This is a genomic window from Pseudomonas abietaniphila, from assembly GCF_900100795.1.
Taxonomy (GTDB): Bacteria; Pseudomonadota; Gammaproteobacteria; order Pseudomonadales; family Pseudomonadaceae; genus Aquipseudomonas; species Aquipseudomonas abietaniphila.
This window is the reverse complement of the sequence record NZ_FNCO01000025.1, coordinates 1-16,093: the sequence shown is the minus strand read 5'-3', so window position 1 is coordinate 16,093 and position 16,093 is coordinate 1. Positions and strand designations below refer to the sequence as shown.

Sequence of the window (16,093 nt, the reverse complement as noted above, 5' to 3'; positions counted from 1 at the left end):
TGTCGAGTCGTCGAATCCGTTATCTGTGGAGTAAGACCAGATGCTACTACCAGACTTCGAGAGACTGTTCCTGATGGCAATCAAGGCCACTAGCCTGATCTATGTAATGACAGCGCTGGCACCGATCACACAAAGCACCTCTGATGAATATGTGGGTGAGCCACGCATCATGGTCAAGAAAGACAGTGTGATGATCAATATCGGCGATGGTCTTCATGTCATCTTTGGGGAACAGCGCGCGACCGAACTGCTGATTCAAGCGATGCTTGAAATGGACGATCTCCATGCCATTGATCTGCAACCCTTCCGCGAGGCAGCGGCCAAGGTGGGGCAGGCCAAAAACTACATCCTTACGTATGAGCTTCAAAAGGCAAATCTCGCGAAACTCGTTGCTGACGAAGGGTTGTGGGAACAGGTAGAGGCAAAATTCGAGACCAGTATTTCACTGGTAGGCAATTCGGCAGAAGTCGAAGAGTGGCGAGTGCTGCTTACTAATTACACAGTTCAAGAGATCTCAGAAACTGTGTTGAAGCATGATGATCATGCACATCAACTTCGACTTTTCTCGCCTGCCTCAGGCTTCCTCTCAGAAACCGAACAAAGTGAAATTTACGCTACGGTGATGGGCGAGCCGCTCCCTACGCCAACAAATTCAGGTTAGCTTCACCTGAGGTGGCATGGCTTTCGAGTTCAGCTCCTTGACCTTGCCGATCTCGGTCATCGGCGGGACTTACATCATCGTGCTGCTGGGAAAGAAATTTGCGGATTAGTTCGGCGGTTCGCTTCGCGCTCGTGACAACGAAAAAATGCCCCTCGCCCGCCAGAACGTGCACTTCGGCACGGCGAATGGTGCGGCGCAATATTTGAGCGTTGTAGATTCGTACTAAGGGGTCGCGGTCTCCGGTGAGGATCAGAGTGCGATGGCGCAGACGGAACAGCCGCAGCAAGCTCGTCCAGCCGACCAGTGCTGCGAGCTGGTAGTAATAAGTCCGAGGGTTAGTGGTGAGCATGCCTTTCACCACACCGAAGCGTAGCAGCGTCTGTATCGAATTACGCGAGCCCTCTTTCCTGCGCGATGTGTGGCCTTTCCCACTACCAAAAAAATCGAGAATATCTGCAGACTTCACCAGCACTATCGGGCCGGCTGACGTCGCCGCGAGGATCAAGCGGCGCACCATCGTCGGGTGACGGAGGGCGAATTCTTGGGCAAGTGCACCGCCCCAACTTACGCCGAACACGTCGACCTGGTCGAATCCCAGTTGCTTGAGCATCTCGGCGATGAAATCGGCATGGCGCGGTAAACGCATCGGCCACCGAGGCATTTGCGAGTCGCCAACCCCGGGTACGTCCAACGTAATCGTTGTGTAGTCCGCCAGTCCATCGCGCAGGGGATCGAAGGTACGGATCAAACCACCTAGGCCGTTGAGTAAGAGCAGCGGCGAGCCTTGACCGCAGATTGAAACGTTCACCTGAATATCTTTGATGGTAAGTCTGTGCGTCGTCATGATTCCTCCCTTTGCCTCGTAATGCCCGTTCAGCACCCGGTCAACCCACCTTTACTTGTCATGTACGCAAGGGCAGCCGACATGAGCTCTCTGGCGTCTGGCAAAGCCCTATGCTGGCGCCTCGGCGGGAGCGCTCGATAGATCTGATCGGCGATGACACGTCCGACAAAGCTCTCCAACGGCAGTAGCTCAAACGTGGGCTCCAGACCTGCAGCTTCATAAAGAGTATTGAGCCAAAAGACATCTTGAGGTGAGTCCGAGCAGAGCCTGGCACCCTTAAAAAGCTTGTTCAGTTCCGCTGCGACCCTGCCTGGATCGAGGCCATCCGCTAGCAGGTGATCCCTAGAAATTTGATGCATGTCCTGAGCGTCGAAAGACCAGTGCGTCCAGTATCGAACCGGGCGGATTAGCGACTGATACTCCGCGTTGGCTGAAACCACCGCAATCTCGATGGGATAGCTATCCGGTGCGATACCGGAAGCTTCGAAGTCAACAAACCATTGAAGCATTTCCACGCTTACCACCTCGCTTTTGATTGGAACTGGTCGCCGGAAGTCAGACAATACAGGTTCCGTTACCTGCTGGGTGACGCACTGCTTGAGGGTACTGCCGGCATGAATCAGAGAGTACTGAGACTTCCAAAGAATGATGCTGGACGTGACTTCATTGTTGGCGACATTCACTTCAAAACTATCGATCTCCACCGCGCTTTGCACAAGCTTGGCTTCGACAGATCCAAAGACCGGCTCATTGGCGTGGGCGACCTCATTGACCGTGGGTCGGGCGTCCTGGATGGTCTCAAGCTCTTGGGAGAACCCTGGTTTTTCACGGTGAAGGGTAATCATGAGCTGATGCTCATCGATGCCTACCGGACGAATCCCGATCTCCCCTACTCCTCCCATGGCGCCCGTTGGTGGCAGACGATTCAAGATGAATCCAAGGCAATGATCATTGCGAAGCTTGAGAGCCTCCCAACCATTATCGAGATCGAAACTTCCTGTGGGTTGGTTGGGGTCGTTCACGCCGATGTCCCCAGCGGAATGGCATGGCCTGAATTCGTGCGGGATATCGACAATCCGCAGATTGAAGAGATTGCCCTCTGGGGACGCGAGCGCATCAAAAGACATCACCGCCAAGGTATTTCAGGGGTCTGGAGAGTGTGCACGGGACATACTTGGGTACCAAACCCTATACGCTTGGGGAATGTGCTTGCGCTTGACTGCACGGGCGGGGGAGACGGGCCTCTGGCGATCTATTGCCCTCAGGACGACACGATTTACGTAGATGGGCGATCAGTATCTCTTGATCAGACAGCGATGCTTACAGAGCGCCTGGCCGAGCTTGAGCAAAAGGTAAGTGAGCTTAGGGTAACGGTTCACGCGAATAAGCTGATTGAATCGCAAAGCCTCAGTAAGGAGTGCAACGACATAGCTCGTCGCGCACATACGGCTTGGCTGGCGGTGGAGCGGGAAGTGGGCGAGCACCAGGAACTCGTTAATGCCCTTCACGGACTTAGCCTCGTCACTGGCGACCGACGAGCAGCAAAGCTGGAAGATTTAAAAGCCAGGTACAAAGGCACTCAGATTGAGTTGCTGCTAGTGAGGCTGTTTGACTGAGGTTACTGCCGCCCCCGGCGCCACCTCTCCAGCGATTCCGATACGCTGGATTACTGCAAATCAGCTACAAGCCCCGATGGTTTGCGATGGGTATTTGATCCTGGTGATCGTTTCGGGACTGATCCCGTGGCCCTGCTCAGCACGTGGGAGCACCAAACATTGGAGAGGATGCTGAAAGCGCTCTTATGGAAAAAGTTGGTCTTGGTGTTCCCCGCCGGGGCCGGCTGTCGTGAATCAAGCTGCGACGCGTTTTGGCCCTCCGAGCTTCCATCCGTTACACCTGCGGCCTTCAGCCTGCGCGCTCAGCTTGCCTCACGTTGCGGCCCGAATATTCGGTGCCTGTGACGTCAGATTTGCACAGTAGCATTCGCAATGTGACAAAAAAATAGCGTTAACTATTTGATTTTAATAACAAAAATAGATAGAAACCCCTCTCCACCACATCAATCGGCACGTCCCGTCGATCAAGGCCATTGATCAATTACTGCCCCGCTTTAGGCCCTAGATCAGCGGTTACCCTGAGAGCGTAATTGCTGTACGCAACAGCAGCCTGAGCAAAAAGCTCTTTCAACTCCCCTTGCCCGAAGCGCTCGTAAATTAACTCAAGCCTACCCAGAGCCTGATGCGGCTCGCCAAAATCAACGTTCCCGTGGACGAACCCTTGGAGATACGCTCTGGCCACAGCGATGTCTGAGTAATCCTTCAGGGGCAATAGCGGGCTATCCGTTGATCCGCAAATATGGATGTTGAGCTCTGACACTTCCGTCTCATCAAACTCTCCAGACTCCACGCGAGCTATGGCGATATCAACTGACTCGCCATCCTCAGGGTACATCCAATAGCGATTCTCACCAGGAACAGAATCCGGTGATAAAACCGCGATTCGATCGGGCAGATCACCATGCCAGGCAAGCCAATGTCCGGTGGACGCCTCCGCGAAGGTGGCTCCCTGTAGCCAGTCGGCGATTTCCTGGTCATTCCCCGCAATCTGATTCGCTACTGCGAGGTTGTATTTATGAGTGATCGTGGCCACGGATGCTGCATCCTTGATCAGTTAGTAGCTCAGTTGTTAATCTGGATTTTCTCATGAAGCCATGTCAGATGTTTGATGTGCTACCTTTTTCAGCAAGATCCTCGGCGTGCCCCCTTTCCGCCAAATCGTACTCTCAAAAAAGCCGCCACTAAGGCGGCTCTCAACGTTAGGTCAACAGATCACTTGACCAGCCAAGACTCAACCTCTGCGCTACCAAACTGATTTTTCCACGCTTTGAGCAGTTTGTGGTTGCCGCCCTTGGTCTCTACAACCTCGCCTGTAAGCGGGCTCTTGTAGACTTTTACAGAGCGGGCCTTGCGAGTCGTTTTCTCCGCCACGACCGGTGCCGCTTTACGGCCTTTGCCTGCCTGTGGGTCTAGGATGTTGACTATGTCACGGAGACTGAAGCTGTACTCACCCAGGAGGTCGCGCAGTTTGGTTTCAAACTCGATTTCCTTTTTCAGGCCGTCGTCGTTTTTCAGTGTTTCCAGCTCAGCCAATTGGGCGGCAAGCTGTTGTTCAAGTTTGCGGAATTCGGCGAGACGGGACATGTGATGCTCCTATTATCCTAATGACGTCAGTCGTTTTAGTAGGTCTTGGACATGTAACAGTTGCGAAAAGTGCAGCCCGAGACACCACTCGACAGCGACACAAAGCATTCGACTATGTGTTACGAAGCAGTCCATTCACATGTAAGGTGAGTGCCTCCAACGCAAAGGGCTTGATCAACACTGCCGTGGCAGCTTCTAGGGGTTGGTTTCCTGCGACGGAAGGTTCGGCGTACCCTGTCATGAACAACACTGGCAGGCGTGGCCTACATTTACGTGCCGATTCTGCCATACGACGCCCATCTATTCCGCCCGGAAGACCTATGTCGGTGATCAGCAAGTCAATGGGAGTGTCCGATTGGAGAAGCTGAAGTCCCGCGAGCCCATCAGCGGCTTCAATGACTCTATAGCCGAGGCTCCCGAGAGCCTCACTTACGAACATCCGAACGGACGGTTCATCATCAACTACAAGCACTGTTTCTCCTGACAAGTTCAAATCGACGTCCGTCTTCGGCGCGGTCTGCTTAAGGGCCTCAGCCTGGGCGGCCTCAACTGGCAATTGCAAATAGACACGCGTTCCTACGCCTTCCTCGGAGTCAATCTTCATCTGTCCGCCCGATTGCTTCACAAAACCGTAGACCATGGACAACCCTAGTCCCGTTCCTGCGCCCACCGGCTTGGTTGTGAAAAAAGGCTCGAAGGCTTTGGAAAGAGTTTCTGGACTCATCCCTGCACCGTCGTCAGCAACACAGATAGTCAGATACGCTCCTGGAAGCAGCTCAGCATCAAGCTCGGGCCCTTGTTCGAGTACTTGATTGAAAGTGCTGATCGAAATCCTTCCACCCTCCCCTAACGCATCCCGCGCGTTTATGCACAAGTTGAGCAAAGAATTTTCCACTTGAGCTGGATCGACAAGGCAAGTGCTCGACATAGCCGTCAGGTCAACTTGCAAATCAATGGTCGGCCCGACAGTTCGGCGAATGAGCTCCTCCATCTCGGCGATCAAGGTATGAACATCGGTATGTTCAGGGAGCAAGGTTTGACGACGGGAAAAGGCCAACAGCCGGTGAGTCAACGCTGCTGCCCTTTGCGCCGCCCCGTACGCAACTGAGACATAGCGCTCAACATCGGCAGTACGGCCTTGATTCAGGCGCATTTTGATCAGATCCAGACTGCCTGTAATACCAGCAAGGAGGTTATTGAAGTCATGGGCGATACCACCGGTGAGTTGCCCAATCGCTTCCATTTTCTGTGATTGACGCAGCGCGGCGTGAGCGGCTTCACGTTCAGCCACGACTTCAGTCACACGAGCTTCCAAATCGCGATTGAGCTCCAGAAGTGCAGTCTCTGCCTTTTTTCGCGCAGTCACATCAATTGACGAACCGATCAGCCCGATGATTTCGCCAGAGTCATCCAACAGCGGGGCTTTTGCCGAGAGCCATATCGTTGCCGATCCATCAGGCATATCGACAGACTCTTCAATCTGCACTGGCTTACCACTTCGCATGATGCGCTGATCCGTTTCCATTATCTGGCGCGCTTGGGTCTTGTCTGGCAAGAACTCCAGATCCGTCTTACCCAGGTAAAACTCCGGTGGTTTCCCAATTAGCGCAGTCGTGCCATGGTTGGCCACCAGCATCCTGCCCTCCAAATCCTTCGCATAAACAACACCTGGGACAGCAGCTGCAAATGTTCGCAGCAACGCGGACATTCTATCCCGATCCGCTTCTGCCGCTCGGCGCGGTTCGATGTCAACCAGCACCCCAGGAAAACGAACGGCCTCTCCGTCTGCATTAAGCTCGGCGCGTCCACTAGCCTCAACCCACCGGTAATTCCCGTCGTCTTGGCGAACGCGGTATTCGCATCGATATGCACCCCCGCGCTCCATCGTTTCCTGTATTTCTCTAGCAACGCGATCAACGTCGTCGGGATGAATAGACGAGAATGCCTCTGCGATAGGAATTCCAATTTTGCACCGTTCAGCCGACAGGCCAAATGAGCGGGAAAACCGCTCATCAGCAGTCACGGAATCAGTTGGAATGTCCCACACCCAAGTGCCGATTATCGCGCCGGCCTCCAATGCGAGTTGCAGACGTTCAGAAGCGTCTGCTGAAAACTCGTGTGACTGAAGCTGTGCTGGAGATGGTGGTGCAGTGTTTTCTTGATCCATTCACAACCTCGTTAATATCTTGGCAGCCGGACAGAGCCCGCACTTTAGGGAATAGCGGTTACGTCCGGTGATCCTAGCCCTAGATGGTGCCAGCTATGAATCGCAAAGTGGTGAGGGCAACAGAGCTAGGCCCGCCAACTCTGAGATTGTCGCGCAGATCGCTAAGACCTTAGAAAACTGCTGACCATGACATACCTGCCAAGGGTCATCAGAAAATAATCGACTTGCTCAAGAAAGCGTGATTCGAGCCATCCTAGGCGCTTGTGAGCTGAGCGAGTTATCTATAACCAAATCGCCTTTAGCACCAACACCCAGCAGCGTCTGCGTTGGCAAGTCGGCGTCCAAAGGAAAACGTCTGCTCCTTTTCTGAACATCTTGCAGACTGTGCCTGATCAAGCAACCGGGTAGCGGAGTCGCCGGGCATACAGCCAACGCCGGACGCTCAGAGTTGTAGACATGCTGCCAAACATGCTGAGCCAGACATCACTCGTCATCTCAAACGATCAAATTGGAGGCAAAGAAAAACCCGCGATCGGGGAGCGGGCTTAAGTTTTCTTGCAGGAGCATCATCAAAAAGCTAGCTCACCCATTGTGAAAAGGGTGTGAAGAAAAACTACCGCCCCCCTTCTGAAACACCATTGATCGCCATAATAGAACTCGTCCCGAGGACTTCTCGGATCGCATCCTGGGAGACCAGGGAGGGCGTATCTTGCGTTGAGGCGGGGAGCAGCCAAGATGTTGAAACGACATCAGAGTGGGCTTCAACCGGCAATTTCAAGATGATGTAGAGATAGCTGACCTCATCCGCAACAACTCGGAAAGTGTAAATAGCACCGATGCAGGAAATCAGAGCCCCCAATGTGAGCACCACTTTGACTGATCCTGACTGCATCGCCTTCCCTCCCATGCCGATGCCTGATCCTACTCTCAGCGTACCCAAACCAAAAGTTCTCTCAGCTATCCACAGCACCTGGGTACACCGCGCGGTTACGCAGTATTTCTGATATTCGCATCGGAGCTGGAGGCGACCTTAGTCTTCAATTCGGCAATGAAATTCGCAATGGCGCGACTCGTGCTGAGTTCAGCAACCGATATGCCGCCTGCTACGAGATTCCTGCCAGAGGCTGGGTCGACCAGATCAATCGATAAAAATCCTCTCTCGTCAATCGAGCATCGGCATTGCATGGGCAGAAATCCACACTCAACGATGTGGCGCAGCTCTAGGGGTGATATTGCCATGACGAAAACTCCTTGTTGTTGTTCATGGTGGACTCTCGTGTTACCGGAAGATTCGAGATATTTAAGTGGGCAAATGCCTGGCGACCATACGCTGTCTGTTTAGCCAATTTGCTACGCACTCGAAAGAACTCATGGTGTCCAAATGTTTCCGGTCTTCGCATCTCCAGGAGCGCGCATGACTTCAGCCAACGCAGTACACATTACCCAGATCGCGTCCTTGCTACGATCACTGCGCGATGCGGTCAATGAGCTTGAGCAATTCGAGTTGGCCCATGTAAAGCACCTGACGGGCGACCAAACTGTCGACTCACGGCAATCGCTTTCCCAGTGTTTCGCCAATTTTCAAAACTCGATCACTGATATGGGAAACGGGCTCGCCTCTGTGGCCGTAGCCACTGGAGAAGTCAGCGAACTCTGATCAACGTACGTAAGCCTGCAGCAATGATTTGCGAGTCACATCTTTTGTACAGATGGACGCAAAAAATTCCATTCAGTGAACCCCTTGGGATCCACGAGTGGACATTCGGGGCACAGCACCCTTGACGGTCGTCCAGCATCGAAACACACGCTGCCCATGTTGCTGAGGCCCAATTCCCCAGAGTCGCCTCTTACCACCGGCGGGGACTTAAGACAGAACTGCCCAAATATGCAGAGGGTCGACCGTCAGGGATACTCAAGCCGAGCGCCATTCCACATCAGTGATGCCATGCTTCTCAGCCTGCGGCTTGCTGAGCTTCGTAACCGGGTCAGTTCTGTACTTTGGCAACTGCCCCACACCAGCGTCGACGGTCGCCCAATGCCAGGCTTCGGCGTTGTCCATTTTGGAGGCGCGGATGTAAAAGGTCTTGTAGTTCCCATTCAGCAGGTAGTCGACGCGGTAATGTTTTTCCTGAGCCATTTTTACTCCTTGGCATGCTCCTTCTGATAAGCCAAAGATTGTCCGCCACAGAAAAAATTCCCTTTTTGAACAGCAGAATGGCGACAATCCGCTGCTGACTGGCGTGTGGCTTTACCGCGATGCCGGAGGCGCGACACAGAGACGACCCCGGCACAACGTCGGGGTCGTTAGCTTCTACGTAAAGTTGCGTTGGATGAGCTGCGGCGACCAAATTATTCCCCTCTGCGTCGCTCATGTCCTCATCGGTGCAACTTCCTAGGACTTCTCACGTGGCTGTTCGCGCGTGCGTGCAGGCTTGCCGAAGACACATACCTTGCGAAGAGCAAAAAAAGCCCGCATCAAATGCGGGCAAGTGAAGGAGTTACAAATGGAGACTCAAAAGATCTGAGTCATAAACCAGTGATCTCGTTTTCGAATTTTTACCAAAATGAGATGAACGGCTACTGCAGGCGTTGGCTTTTGCGATCAGCGTTTGGCAGCAAACCCGCTTTGAACTGCTCGATGAACAACGCCGTTTTGAACCCCCTTTCGAAGGCCGCCGCTTCAACCTCGAAGCGTCGCAAATACGCCTCATAGCTTATCTGGCGTTCTGCTCCATCGGCGTCGCCGCTCGTAATGGTGGTCTTTGTCGATGCACTCATGGCTGTCACCCTCACAGTGTTTATTCATGCCGGCTTGCGCGGATCAGTCGCGGACGTTCACACCGCCGCTCACTCCTTGACTCCCTGGGCCAATCCAGAACCCAGGTCTGCGCCGGTCACCGGATCATTCTCTGTGTCGGATTTGGTTCGCTCTTTCATCATGGTGAGCGTTACGGAGTCGTCTTCGCTCAGGGTCACCGACGCCGTTCCGTCACCTCCGTCTACAGCTGGATGCGGATTCTCGACGTACTCAAACTCGGCATCGCTGTTCCAAGGCCCCCGGACGTTCGGCTCGCCATTGGACATGCTGAAATAGGTGCGAGAGAACTCAGGCATGCCCGGAAGCTTTCCTTGAGGAAAGTTCGGCTGGATAGAATGAAGTGCTTTTTCGAATGACAACTGATGAGCGATCTCGCGGGTCATCAGAAAGCCGAGAGCGTCTTTGATGCCGGGATCGGTAGTGACGTTCATGAGTCGTTCGTAGACGATCTTTGCGCGGGCTTCAGCGGCGATGTTCGAGCGGAAATCAGCCGTAGGCTCACCGATGGTATCGATGTAGGCCGCCGTCCAGGGAACACCCGCAGAATTGACCAATGGCGCACCCCCACCGTAGAGCAGGCTGGTGATGTGTGAGTCATTGCCCGCACCATTGATATCTCTGTACAGCTCGCCCTCCTCTTGGACGCCCTCTGCCATCTTGCCTTTAGCGCCTTTGTTCAGCATCACGATGATCGAGCCAATAATTTCAAGGTGGCTCAATTCTTCCGTCGCGATGTCGAGCAGCAGATCTTTGCGGCCTGGATCTTCCTCAGCCAGCGCTTGGGTGAAGTAGCGGGTAGCGGCTGCAAGTTCACCTTGGGCCCCGCCGAATTGCTCAAGAAGCAGATTCGCCAAACCGGGGTTCGGCTCGGCTACTCGCACGGTGTATTGAAGTCGTTTGTTGTGAAGAAACATGGTGATTCTCCCATCAGAACTTTTCATGAGACGAGCAGATCCTCGCTGCATAAATACACGCAACTGGCTGCACGCGAACTTCTCTTTAGATGCCTATGGCACGGTCATGACTTAGTGCAAAAAACGGGGTATTGCCAAGCTAATGCGCCCCATTGCAAATTCATAAAAATACTTAAACCCACGAGACCCTACTCACTTCTTGGTCATCGTCGCCGCTTGGTTCCCGCCCTGCTCAGCAATAGCCGACAGTTTCTCATCAGCCGACTTCTCCTCTGCCAGCGTCTCAGCCAGAAGGTTAGCCGCGTCGGTCATCCCGAGATGTTTGGCCATCGCGATCAGCGTGCCGTAGCTGGCAATTTCATAGTGCTCAACTTTCTGGCAGGCACCAATCAGCGCTGCGTCCAGCACCTCGCCTTTCTCGATTTCATCGAGTAACTCTTTGCTCTCTTCGACCAGCCCCTCCATGGCCACGCACTTCATGCGTTTGAGCTTCAGTCCGGCCTGTTCAACGAGTTGATCAATGCGTTCGATCTGACCTTGGGTCTCCTCCAGGTGGGATGTAAACGCCTCTGAAAGTTTAGGGTTAGTCGCCGCACGGGCCAGTCGCGGAAGCGCCTTGGTGATTTGCTTCTCCGCGCTGTAAACGTCGGACAGTTCGTGGATAAACAGATCGTCAACGGTGGTTCTTGCCATGATTACATCCTCATCCAATGAAGGGGTTAGTCAATGGTGTACTGGGCGACTGCGCGCCAGTAAACACTCGACCCTGCAAAAACGAGGGACGTTCGAGCGCGCACGAAGCACGCCGACGAAATGCACTTCTTGACGGTTACCGACACGCTTGCTGACCGTTGATGAAGATTCTCGGAACCGTGAAAAAATTAGCCAGTCGAGATTCAGGTGCCTGGGGCACCCATCTTTTATCAGCAAAGGAATGATCAAATGACCAACTTAGTACGTACCTCTGTGCTGGCGATTCTTATCGGGATCGCAAGCCAAGGAGCCTATGCGGCTCAAGACAACGATGACTTCGTGGAAGACGCGTCTGCGAAGGGTGTAGCCGAAGTCGAAGCTGGCAAGCTTGCTCAAGAGAAAGGTACAGCTGCCGACGTGAAGAGCTTCGCTGAAATGATGATCAAGGATCACTCCGCCGCCAACGACAAACTCAAAACGCTGGCGACCTCCAAGAACCTGAAAGTGTCCGATGACGCCCAGCTGATGGATAAGGCCAAGGCCATGATTCTGGAACTGCGAAGCGCAAAATCTTTTGACCAGGCCTACGCGAACAATCAGGTCAAGGCTCATGAAGCCACGATCAAATTGTTCGAAGAAGAAGCTGCAAACGGTAAGGATGCGGATCTGAAAGCCTTTGCAACTGAGACGCTGCCAAAGCTGAAAGCGCATCTGTCCGAAGCTCAGGCACTGTCGAAAGCTCATGGCGGCGATGCCGCAAAATGATGTCGAAAAGCTGATATGACAATTCGCAAAACCACAAAGGGTCGGCCTTTTTGAGGTCGGCCTGTAGTGGCTGCCTAAAATATGGGTAGCCCTAACTAGGTGGCAATCAACGCGGGAGAAACATGGTGGACAATTATCACATCACCAAATCTGAGAGCGGATGGGCGCTGACAAAGCAGGGTGCCCAGCGAGCGTCAAAAACAGCTACTACAAAGGCAGAGATCATGATGCTCGCAGGCGAATTTCTCTCGGACAAAACGGCATCGCTCAAAGTCCACAAGGAAGACGGGACAATCCAGGAAGAGCGTACCTATCCGCGCAGTGCAGACCCAGCGAAGACCAAGGGTTGATTGCATGAAGCCTGCCCCGTGCGGATGAGTTTTCCGCAGTCACGGGAGAGCTTTTTTAATGTTCTGAAGCATCCGACGTGATTGACGCCTTATCCGCGAACGATGCAAATGTGACGCTTCAGGACGGCGGGAAGCTCCTCAGCGTCGTAGTGAAGACTCATTCGAACGGGCAGCTTCACCCGTGCTACGTATTAGGCAAATCTGAGGAGCAACCCCACGCAAATGAGAGCGAGACGACAGCAAAATGAGTGTGTGAAGATGCACTGAGACTATGCTCAGCTGGTTTCGCCTGCGAGCATCCTTTGGTGAAAATGAGGCAAAAGCTTGAGTGCATGGAGCGCCGCCATTTGTTGCATCTCTTTCCTGTCCCCAAAGAAACGCTCTCTACGCGCGAACACATTTGTGCGACCGTCGCTCTGAAACCCCCAAGCAAAGCAAACAGTTTCCGCAGGGATACCATCGACATCCTCATTCCCACACAGTCCAGTGGTCGCTATGGCGACCGTTGCAGGACTATCCTGAAGGACGCCCAGCGCCATCTCCCTGGCCACCTCAAGACTGGTGAGGTTGAAATGCTCAATAGTCTTTGCACGAACCCCTAGCAGCCGTTGTTTGGCCTCGGGCGAATAAACCACGTATCCGCACTCGACCAGTGAGCCGCTACCAGGAACCTCGGCAAGCAAAGCGATTACCCGGCCCGCCGTACAAGATTCAGCCGTTGCCAGCAGGAGTGAGTGCTGCCTCAGGTAGTAAACAATGTCCTCGACCATCACGCGCACCTCTTTTAGGCTTGGCTTGATTTTGGACACGTGAGCAATACCTTCGTCTCAGATACTTACAAGCGAGCTGAAGGCTTCGTGAAATCAGTTCGCGAGCCCTACCGCTGATCCCCGCTGCCTATCAACTTCATGAACTAATAGCGCTCATACCCGCTCCGCTAATTACAGGCCCTTCAAACTGCGGAGATCGATATGAGAGCACTGACTTACCATGGCGCGCATGACGTGAAAGTGGACACCGTTCCAGACCCCACGATTCAAGACGCCGACGACATCATCCTGCGCGTTACTGCTACCGCTATTTGCGGCTCGGATCTGCATCTGTACAGAGGCAAGATACCGACCGTTGAACACGGTGACATTTTCGGCCATGAGTTCATGGGCATCGTCGAGGAGACGGGATCTGCGGTGACGGCTGTCCAACCGGGTGATCGGGTTGTCATTCCCTTCGTGATCGCGTGCGGTGACTGTTTCTTCTGCCAGCAAGACCTTTATGCTGCCTGTGAGACCACCAATACCGGACGCGGTGCGATCATCAATAAAAAGGCAATTCCCCCAGGCGCGGCGTTGTTCGGGTTCAGCCACATGTACGGAGGCATTCCCGGCGGTCAGGCCGAGTATGTACGGGTGCCAAAAGCCAATACCGGGCCATTCAAAGTGCCGGGGACGCTGGCCGATGAGAAGGTGTTGTTCCTTTCCGACATCCTCCCCACTGCGTTCCAGGCCGTGACAAATACCGGTATTGGTCAAGGCTCAAGCATCGCCATTTACGGCGCCGGCCCGGTCGGGCTTCTCAGCGCTGCGGTCGCTCGTATGCTAGGCGCCGACCGGATCTTCATGGTTGACCATCACCCCTACCGCCTCGCCTATGCCCAGCGAACGTACGGTGTGATCCCGATCAATTTCGATGAAGACGACGACCCGGCGGATACCATCATCCGCCAGACGCCTGGCATGCGCGGTGTCGATGGCGTCGTCGACGCTGTCGGTTTTGAAGCCAAAGGCAGCACCACAGAAGCTGTCTTGGCGACGCTCAAGCTCGAAGGCAGCAGCGGTAAAGCGCTGCGCCAATGCATTGCAGCAGTGCGACGTGGTGGCGTGGTCAGCGTTCCCGGTGTGTATTCGGGTTTCATCCACGGTTTCCTCTTCGGCGATGCGTTCGATAAAGGGCTTACGTTCAAGATGGGCCAGACGCACGTTCAGCGCTTCCTCCCGGAACTGCTTGAGCATATCGAGATGGGCCGTCTGGAACCTGAAGCGATCATTACCCACCGCATGTCGCTGGAGCAGGCGGCTGAGGGCTACAAGATTTTCGACAAGAAAAAGGAAGACTGCCGTAAGGTCATTCTGACGCCGGGCGGCAGCGATATCGCGCTGCCGGAAATCGACTCATTTGCGACTGTGCCTGCTGTGTAATTGGCAAAGGAGGTGTGAGATGGAGGTGACATTTTTCTGGGCCGCGCTGGCCGTGATCGTACTGTTGGTCGACCTATGGGCCATCGCGAGTGTCTGGCACACGACAAAATCTTCAGGAACAAAAGTCGGATGGGCGATTCTGCTATTGGTGCTTCCAGTCGTTGGCCTGGTCATCTGGGGCATCGCGGGGCCACGGGGTGTTGCAGAACCTCCGACCTCTGAAGAGCATAGCAAGGGTTAGCAAATAGGGGCTTGCGCTGGCGATCACAGATCGGCGGCCGGCCTCATGCCCATAGACGCCCGCCTAAAGCACTCAGGAGAGACACCGCAGCCTGTTACTGGAATGCCCTATCGCTGCTGTGGAAAACGGCCTGCTCACCGAGTGATAATCGAAATCTTGCCATTGCGCTCGATGATGGCGAATTTGATTTGGTCAACGTTCTCAACTCCCTGCCCTAGCCGCGCCGCTTGCATGATGTCGTCTTCTTGAACCCTGGACTCATGCATGCGATGGCGCAAGAAAATGCCGTTCTCCACCACAATGGTGGGCCCTCCATCGATCAACTTCCCTATGCGCTTCGAGCGTCTTTTCAAGAGGGAAAAACCGATGTCTATGGACAGAAGCGTAACGATGACCAGGATGGCATTGGTGATCGAGAAATCGTCGCCCAACAGTGCTTGTTGGGTTGCCTCACCGATGATCAATAGCAGCACAAAATCGAATGAAGTCATCTCGCCTAACGAGCGACGACCCGAAATTCGAAACAGCACCATTAGAGCTATATAGATGGCACCTGCCCGCAAGACCGCGTCCATGTTTTTCTACCTACGGGTAAATGAATTGGTTGAAGGAAACGTGGCCACCGCCTTCGACTGAGATGTCGCTTTCGTAAAGGCCCAAGCCGTCACTTCGCCATGCCAGATAGAGCACACTCTCACCGTTCCCATCGCCAATCAGGGTCAATCTCAGCCCCTGTCGAGTACCCGCTGAGCTGACGGGCTGAGGCTGAATGGAGTCGATGCTGAATCCCTGCATCATGGCGTTACCGAGGACAACAGTGTGAGGCTTACCGGGTTCTCCGCGACTATGGATAACCATCGCATTAACGCCCCCGCTGCGGTGGAACCGTTCGTAGTCCACCGTTAGATCCTTTTGCGCAGACGTTGCTGTCGTCGAGCTAAGCAACCCATGTGAGAAAAGGCCAAACAGCGTCAGCAGAACAACCGCGACCAGCGCGTACCAACCCACCCGCTGGAAGCGCCAGATTTGGCGCTGGAGTGCAATATCCTCATCGACTGGATGACGCCTGTTCTGCATTTCCTGGTCATGAGCATTCATGAAGGGGGGATATCCGCTCAGAGGATTGGCTTGCCGCCAGTTACAGCGTAGCGCTGTTGGCGCTGATTTAAAACTGACCCACCCTGCCGATTGAAAATTGACCCAGGACGGATTGCTGATTTTTGCCCCAGCAATTGTGGATAAGCT

The 16,093-nt window shown here is 54.0% G+C and carries 21 protein-coding genes and 1 pseudogene; 8 read left to right on the top strand and 14 right to left on the bottom strand.

Annotated features, from left to right (window positions below):
- Positions 1-40 precede the first annotated feature (40 nt).
- A complete protein-coding gene (locus BLS87_RS30825; protein WP_074758851.1) occupies positions 41-661 on the top strand; it encodes a hypothetical protein in 621 nt (206 codons plus the stop codon).
- Here the strand turns inward: BLS87_RS30825 and BLS87_RS30820 are convergent.
- Both BLS87_RS30820 and BLS87_RS30815 read right to left on the bottom strand, forming a co-directional pair.
- Entirely contained in the window at positions 639-1,505 is an 867-nt protein-coding gene (locus BLS87_RS30820) for an alpha/beta fold hydrolase (protein WP_083370814.1), read from the bottom strand. The two genes, BLS87_RS30825 and BLS87_RS30820, sit on opposite strands and share 23 nt — an antisense overlap.
- 29 nt (positions 1,506-1,534) lie before the next feature.
- Positions 1,535-2,020, bottom strand: a complete 486-nt coding sequence (locus BLS87_RS30815; protein ID WP_143024527.1) for a 3'-5' exonuclease family protein — start codon at positions 2,018-2,020, stop codon at positions 1,535-1,537.
- A gap of 99 nt (positions 2,021-2,119) precedes the next feature.
- On the opposite strand from BLS87_RS30815, the gene BLS87_RS30810 reads away from it, so the two are divergent.
- Complete coding sequence (locus BLS87_RS30810) at positions 2,120-3,121, top strand: metallophosphoesterase (protein ID WP_074758935.1); 1,002 nt, start codon at positions 2,120-2,122, stop codon at positions 3,119-3,121.
- A gap of 30 nt (positions 3,122-3,151) precedes the next feature.
- Positions 3,152-3,304 (top strand): annotated as a pseudogene (locus BLS87_RS35420) (DUF7693 family protein); the annotation flags it as partial.
- Between the two features lie 298 nt (positions 3,305-3,602).
- Here BLS87_RS35420 and BLS87_RS30800 read toward each other — a convergent pair.
- The 5 genes from BLS87_RS30800 to BLS87_RS30780 form a co-directional block, all read right to left on the bottom strand.
- Positions 3,603-4,154 (bottom strand): hypothetical protein, encoded by a 552-nt coding sequence (locus BLS87_RS30800; protein ID WP_074758845.1) that lies wholly within the window; start codon positions 4,152-4,154, stop codon positions 3,603-3,605.
- A gap of 179 nt (positions 4,155-4,333) precedes the next feature.
- The gene (locus tag BLS87_RS30795) at positions 4,334-4,705 is read right to left on the bottom strand and encodes a histone-like nucleoid-structuring protein, MvaT/MvaU family (protein WP_074758843.1); all 372 of its coding nucleotides are present in this window, start codon (positions 4,703-4,705) and stop codon (positions 4,334-4,336) included.
- Between the two features lie 112 nt (positions 4,706-4,817).
- Complete coding sequence (locus BLS87_RS30790; RefSeq protein ID WP_074758841.1) at positions 4,818-6,872, bottom strand: hybrid sensor histidine kinase/response regulator; 2,055 nt, start codon at positions 6,870-6,872, stop codon at positions 4,818-4,820.
- 613 nt (positions 6,873-7,485) lie between these two features.
- On the bottom strand, positions 7,486-7,842 hold the full coding sequence (locus BLS87_RS30785) for a hypothetical protein (RefSeq protein WP_143024526.1): 357 nt from the start codon (positions 7,840-7,842) through the stop codon (positions 7,486-7,488).
- Positions 7,843-7,859: 17 nt separating this feature from the next.
- Positions 7,860-8,111, bottom strand: a complete 252-nt coding sequence (locus BLS87_RS30780; RefSeq protein ID WP_074758837.1) for a DUF1652 domain-containing protein — start codon at positions 8,109-8,111, stop codon at positions 7,860-7,862.
- A 175-nt stretch (positions 8,112-8,286) separates the two neighbouring features.
- Between BLS87_RS30780 and BLS87_RS30775 the strand changes: the two genes are divergently transcribed.
- Entirely contained in the window at positions 8,287-8,529 is a 243-nt protein-coding gene (locus BLS87_RS30775; RefSeq protein ID WP_074758835.1) for a hypothetical protein, read from the top strand.
- 255 nt (positions 8,530-8,784) lie between these two features.
- Here BLS87_RS30775 and BLS87_RS30770 read toward each other — a convergent pair whose 3' ends face one another.
- From BLS87_RS30770 to BLS87_RS30755, 4 genes are all read right to left on the bottom strand, one after another.
- Positions 8,785-9,009, bottom strand: coding sequence for a DUF6555 family protein (locus BLS87_RS30770; protein WP_074758833.1), 225 nt, complete (start codon positions 9,007-9,009; stop codon positions 8,785-8,787).
- Positions 9,010-9,449: 440 nt separating this feature from the next.
- Entirely contained in the window at positions 9,450-9,650 is a 201-nt protein-coding gene (locus BLS87_RS30765) for a hypothetical protein (protein ID WP_074758831.1), read from the bottom strand.
- 69 nt (positions 9,651-9,719) lie between these two features.
- Positions 9,720-10,604, bottom strand: a complete 885-nt coding sequence (locus BLS87_RS30760) for a manganese catalase family protein (protein ID WP_074758829.1) — start codon at positions 10,602-10,604, stop codon at positions 9,720-9,722.
- A 192-nt stretch (positions 10,605-10,796) separates the two neighbouring features.
- A complete protein-coding gene (locus tag BLS87_RS30755; protein ID WP_074758827.1) occupies positions 10,797-11,297 on the bottom strand; it encodes a YciE/YciF ferroxidase family protein in 501 nt (166 codons plus the stop codon).
- Positions 11,298-11,546: 249 nt separating this feature from the next.
- Between BLS87_RS30755 and BLS87_RS30750 the strand changes: the two genes are divergently transcribed.
- A complete protein-coding gene (locus tag BLS87_RS30750) occupies positions 11,547-12,062 on the top strand; it encodes a DUF4142 domain-containing protein (protein WP_074758825.1) in 516 nt (171 codons plus the stop codon).
- Between the two features lie 125 nt (positions 12,063-12,187).
- Positions 12,188-12,412 carry a DUF2188 domain-containing protein gene (locus BLS87_RS30745; protein ID WP_074758933.1) on the top strand — a complete coding sequence of 75 codons (225 nt, stop codon included), beginning with the start codon at positions 12,188-12,190 and terminating at the stop codon, positions 12,410-12,412.
- A 275-nt stretch (positions 12,413-12,687) separates the two neighbouring features.
- Here BLS87_RS30745 and BLS87_RS30740 read toward each other — a convergent pair whose 3' ends face one another.
- Positions 12,688-13,182 carry a CinA family protein gene (locus BLS87_RS30740; RefSeq protein ID WP_074758823.1) on the bottom strand — a complete coding sequence of 165 codons (495 nt, stop codon included), beginning with the start codon at positions 13,180-13,182 and terminating at the stop codon, positions 12,688-12,690.
- 201 nt (positions 13,183-13,383) lie between these two features.
- Here BLS87_RS30740 and BLS87_RS30735 point away from each other — a divergent pair, with 201 nt between their 5' ends.
- Together BLS87_RS30735 and BLS87_RS30730 are read left to right on the top strand one after the other, a co-directional pair.
- Positions 13,384-14,607, top strand: a complete 1,224-nt coding sequence (locus BLS87_RS30735) for a zinc-dependent alcohol dehydrogenase (RefSeq protein WP_074758821.1) — start codon at positions 13,384-13,386, stop codon at positions 14,605-14,607.
- A 19-nt stretch (positions 14,608-14,626) separates the two neighbouring features.
- Entirely contained in the window at positions 14,627-14,848 is a 222-nt protein-coding gene (locus BLS87_RS30730) for a PLDc N-terminal domain-containing protein (protein WP_074758819.1), read from the top strand.
- A gap of 134 nt (positions 14,849-14,982) precedes the next feature.
- Here the strand turns inward: BLS87_RS30730 and BLS87_RS30725 are convergent, their stop codons facing one another.
- Both BLS87_RS30725 and BLS87_RS34340 read right to left on the bottom strand, forming a co-directional pair.
- Complete coding sequence (locus BLS87_RS30725) at positions 14,983-15,423, bottom strand: DUF421 domain-containing protein (protein WP_074758817.1); 441 nt, start codon at positions 15,421-15,423, stop codon at positions 14,983-14,985.
- A gap of 10 nt (positions 15,424-15,433) precedes the next feature.
- Positions 15,434-16,093, bottom strand: a 660-nt coding sequence (locus tag BLS87_RS34340) for a hypothetical protein (RefSeq protein ID WP_167362130.1), incomplete at its 5' end; no start/stop codon positions are given.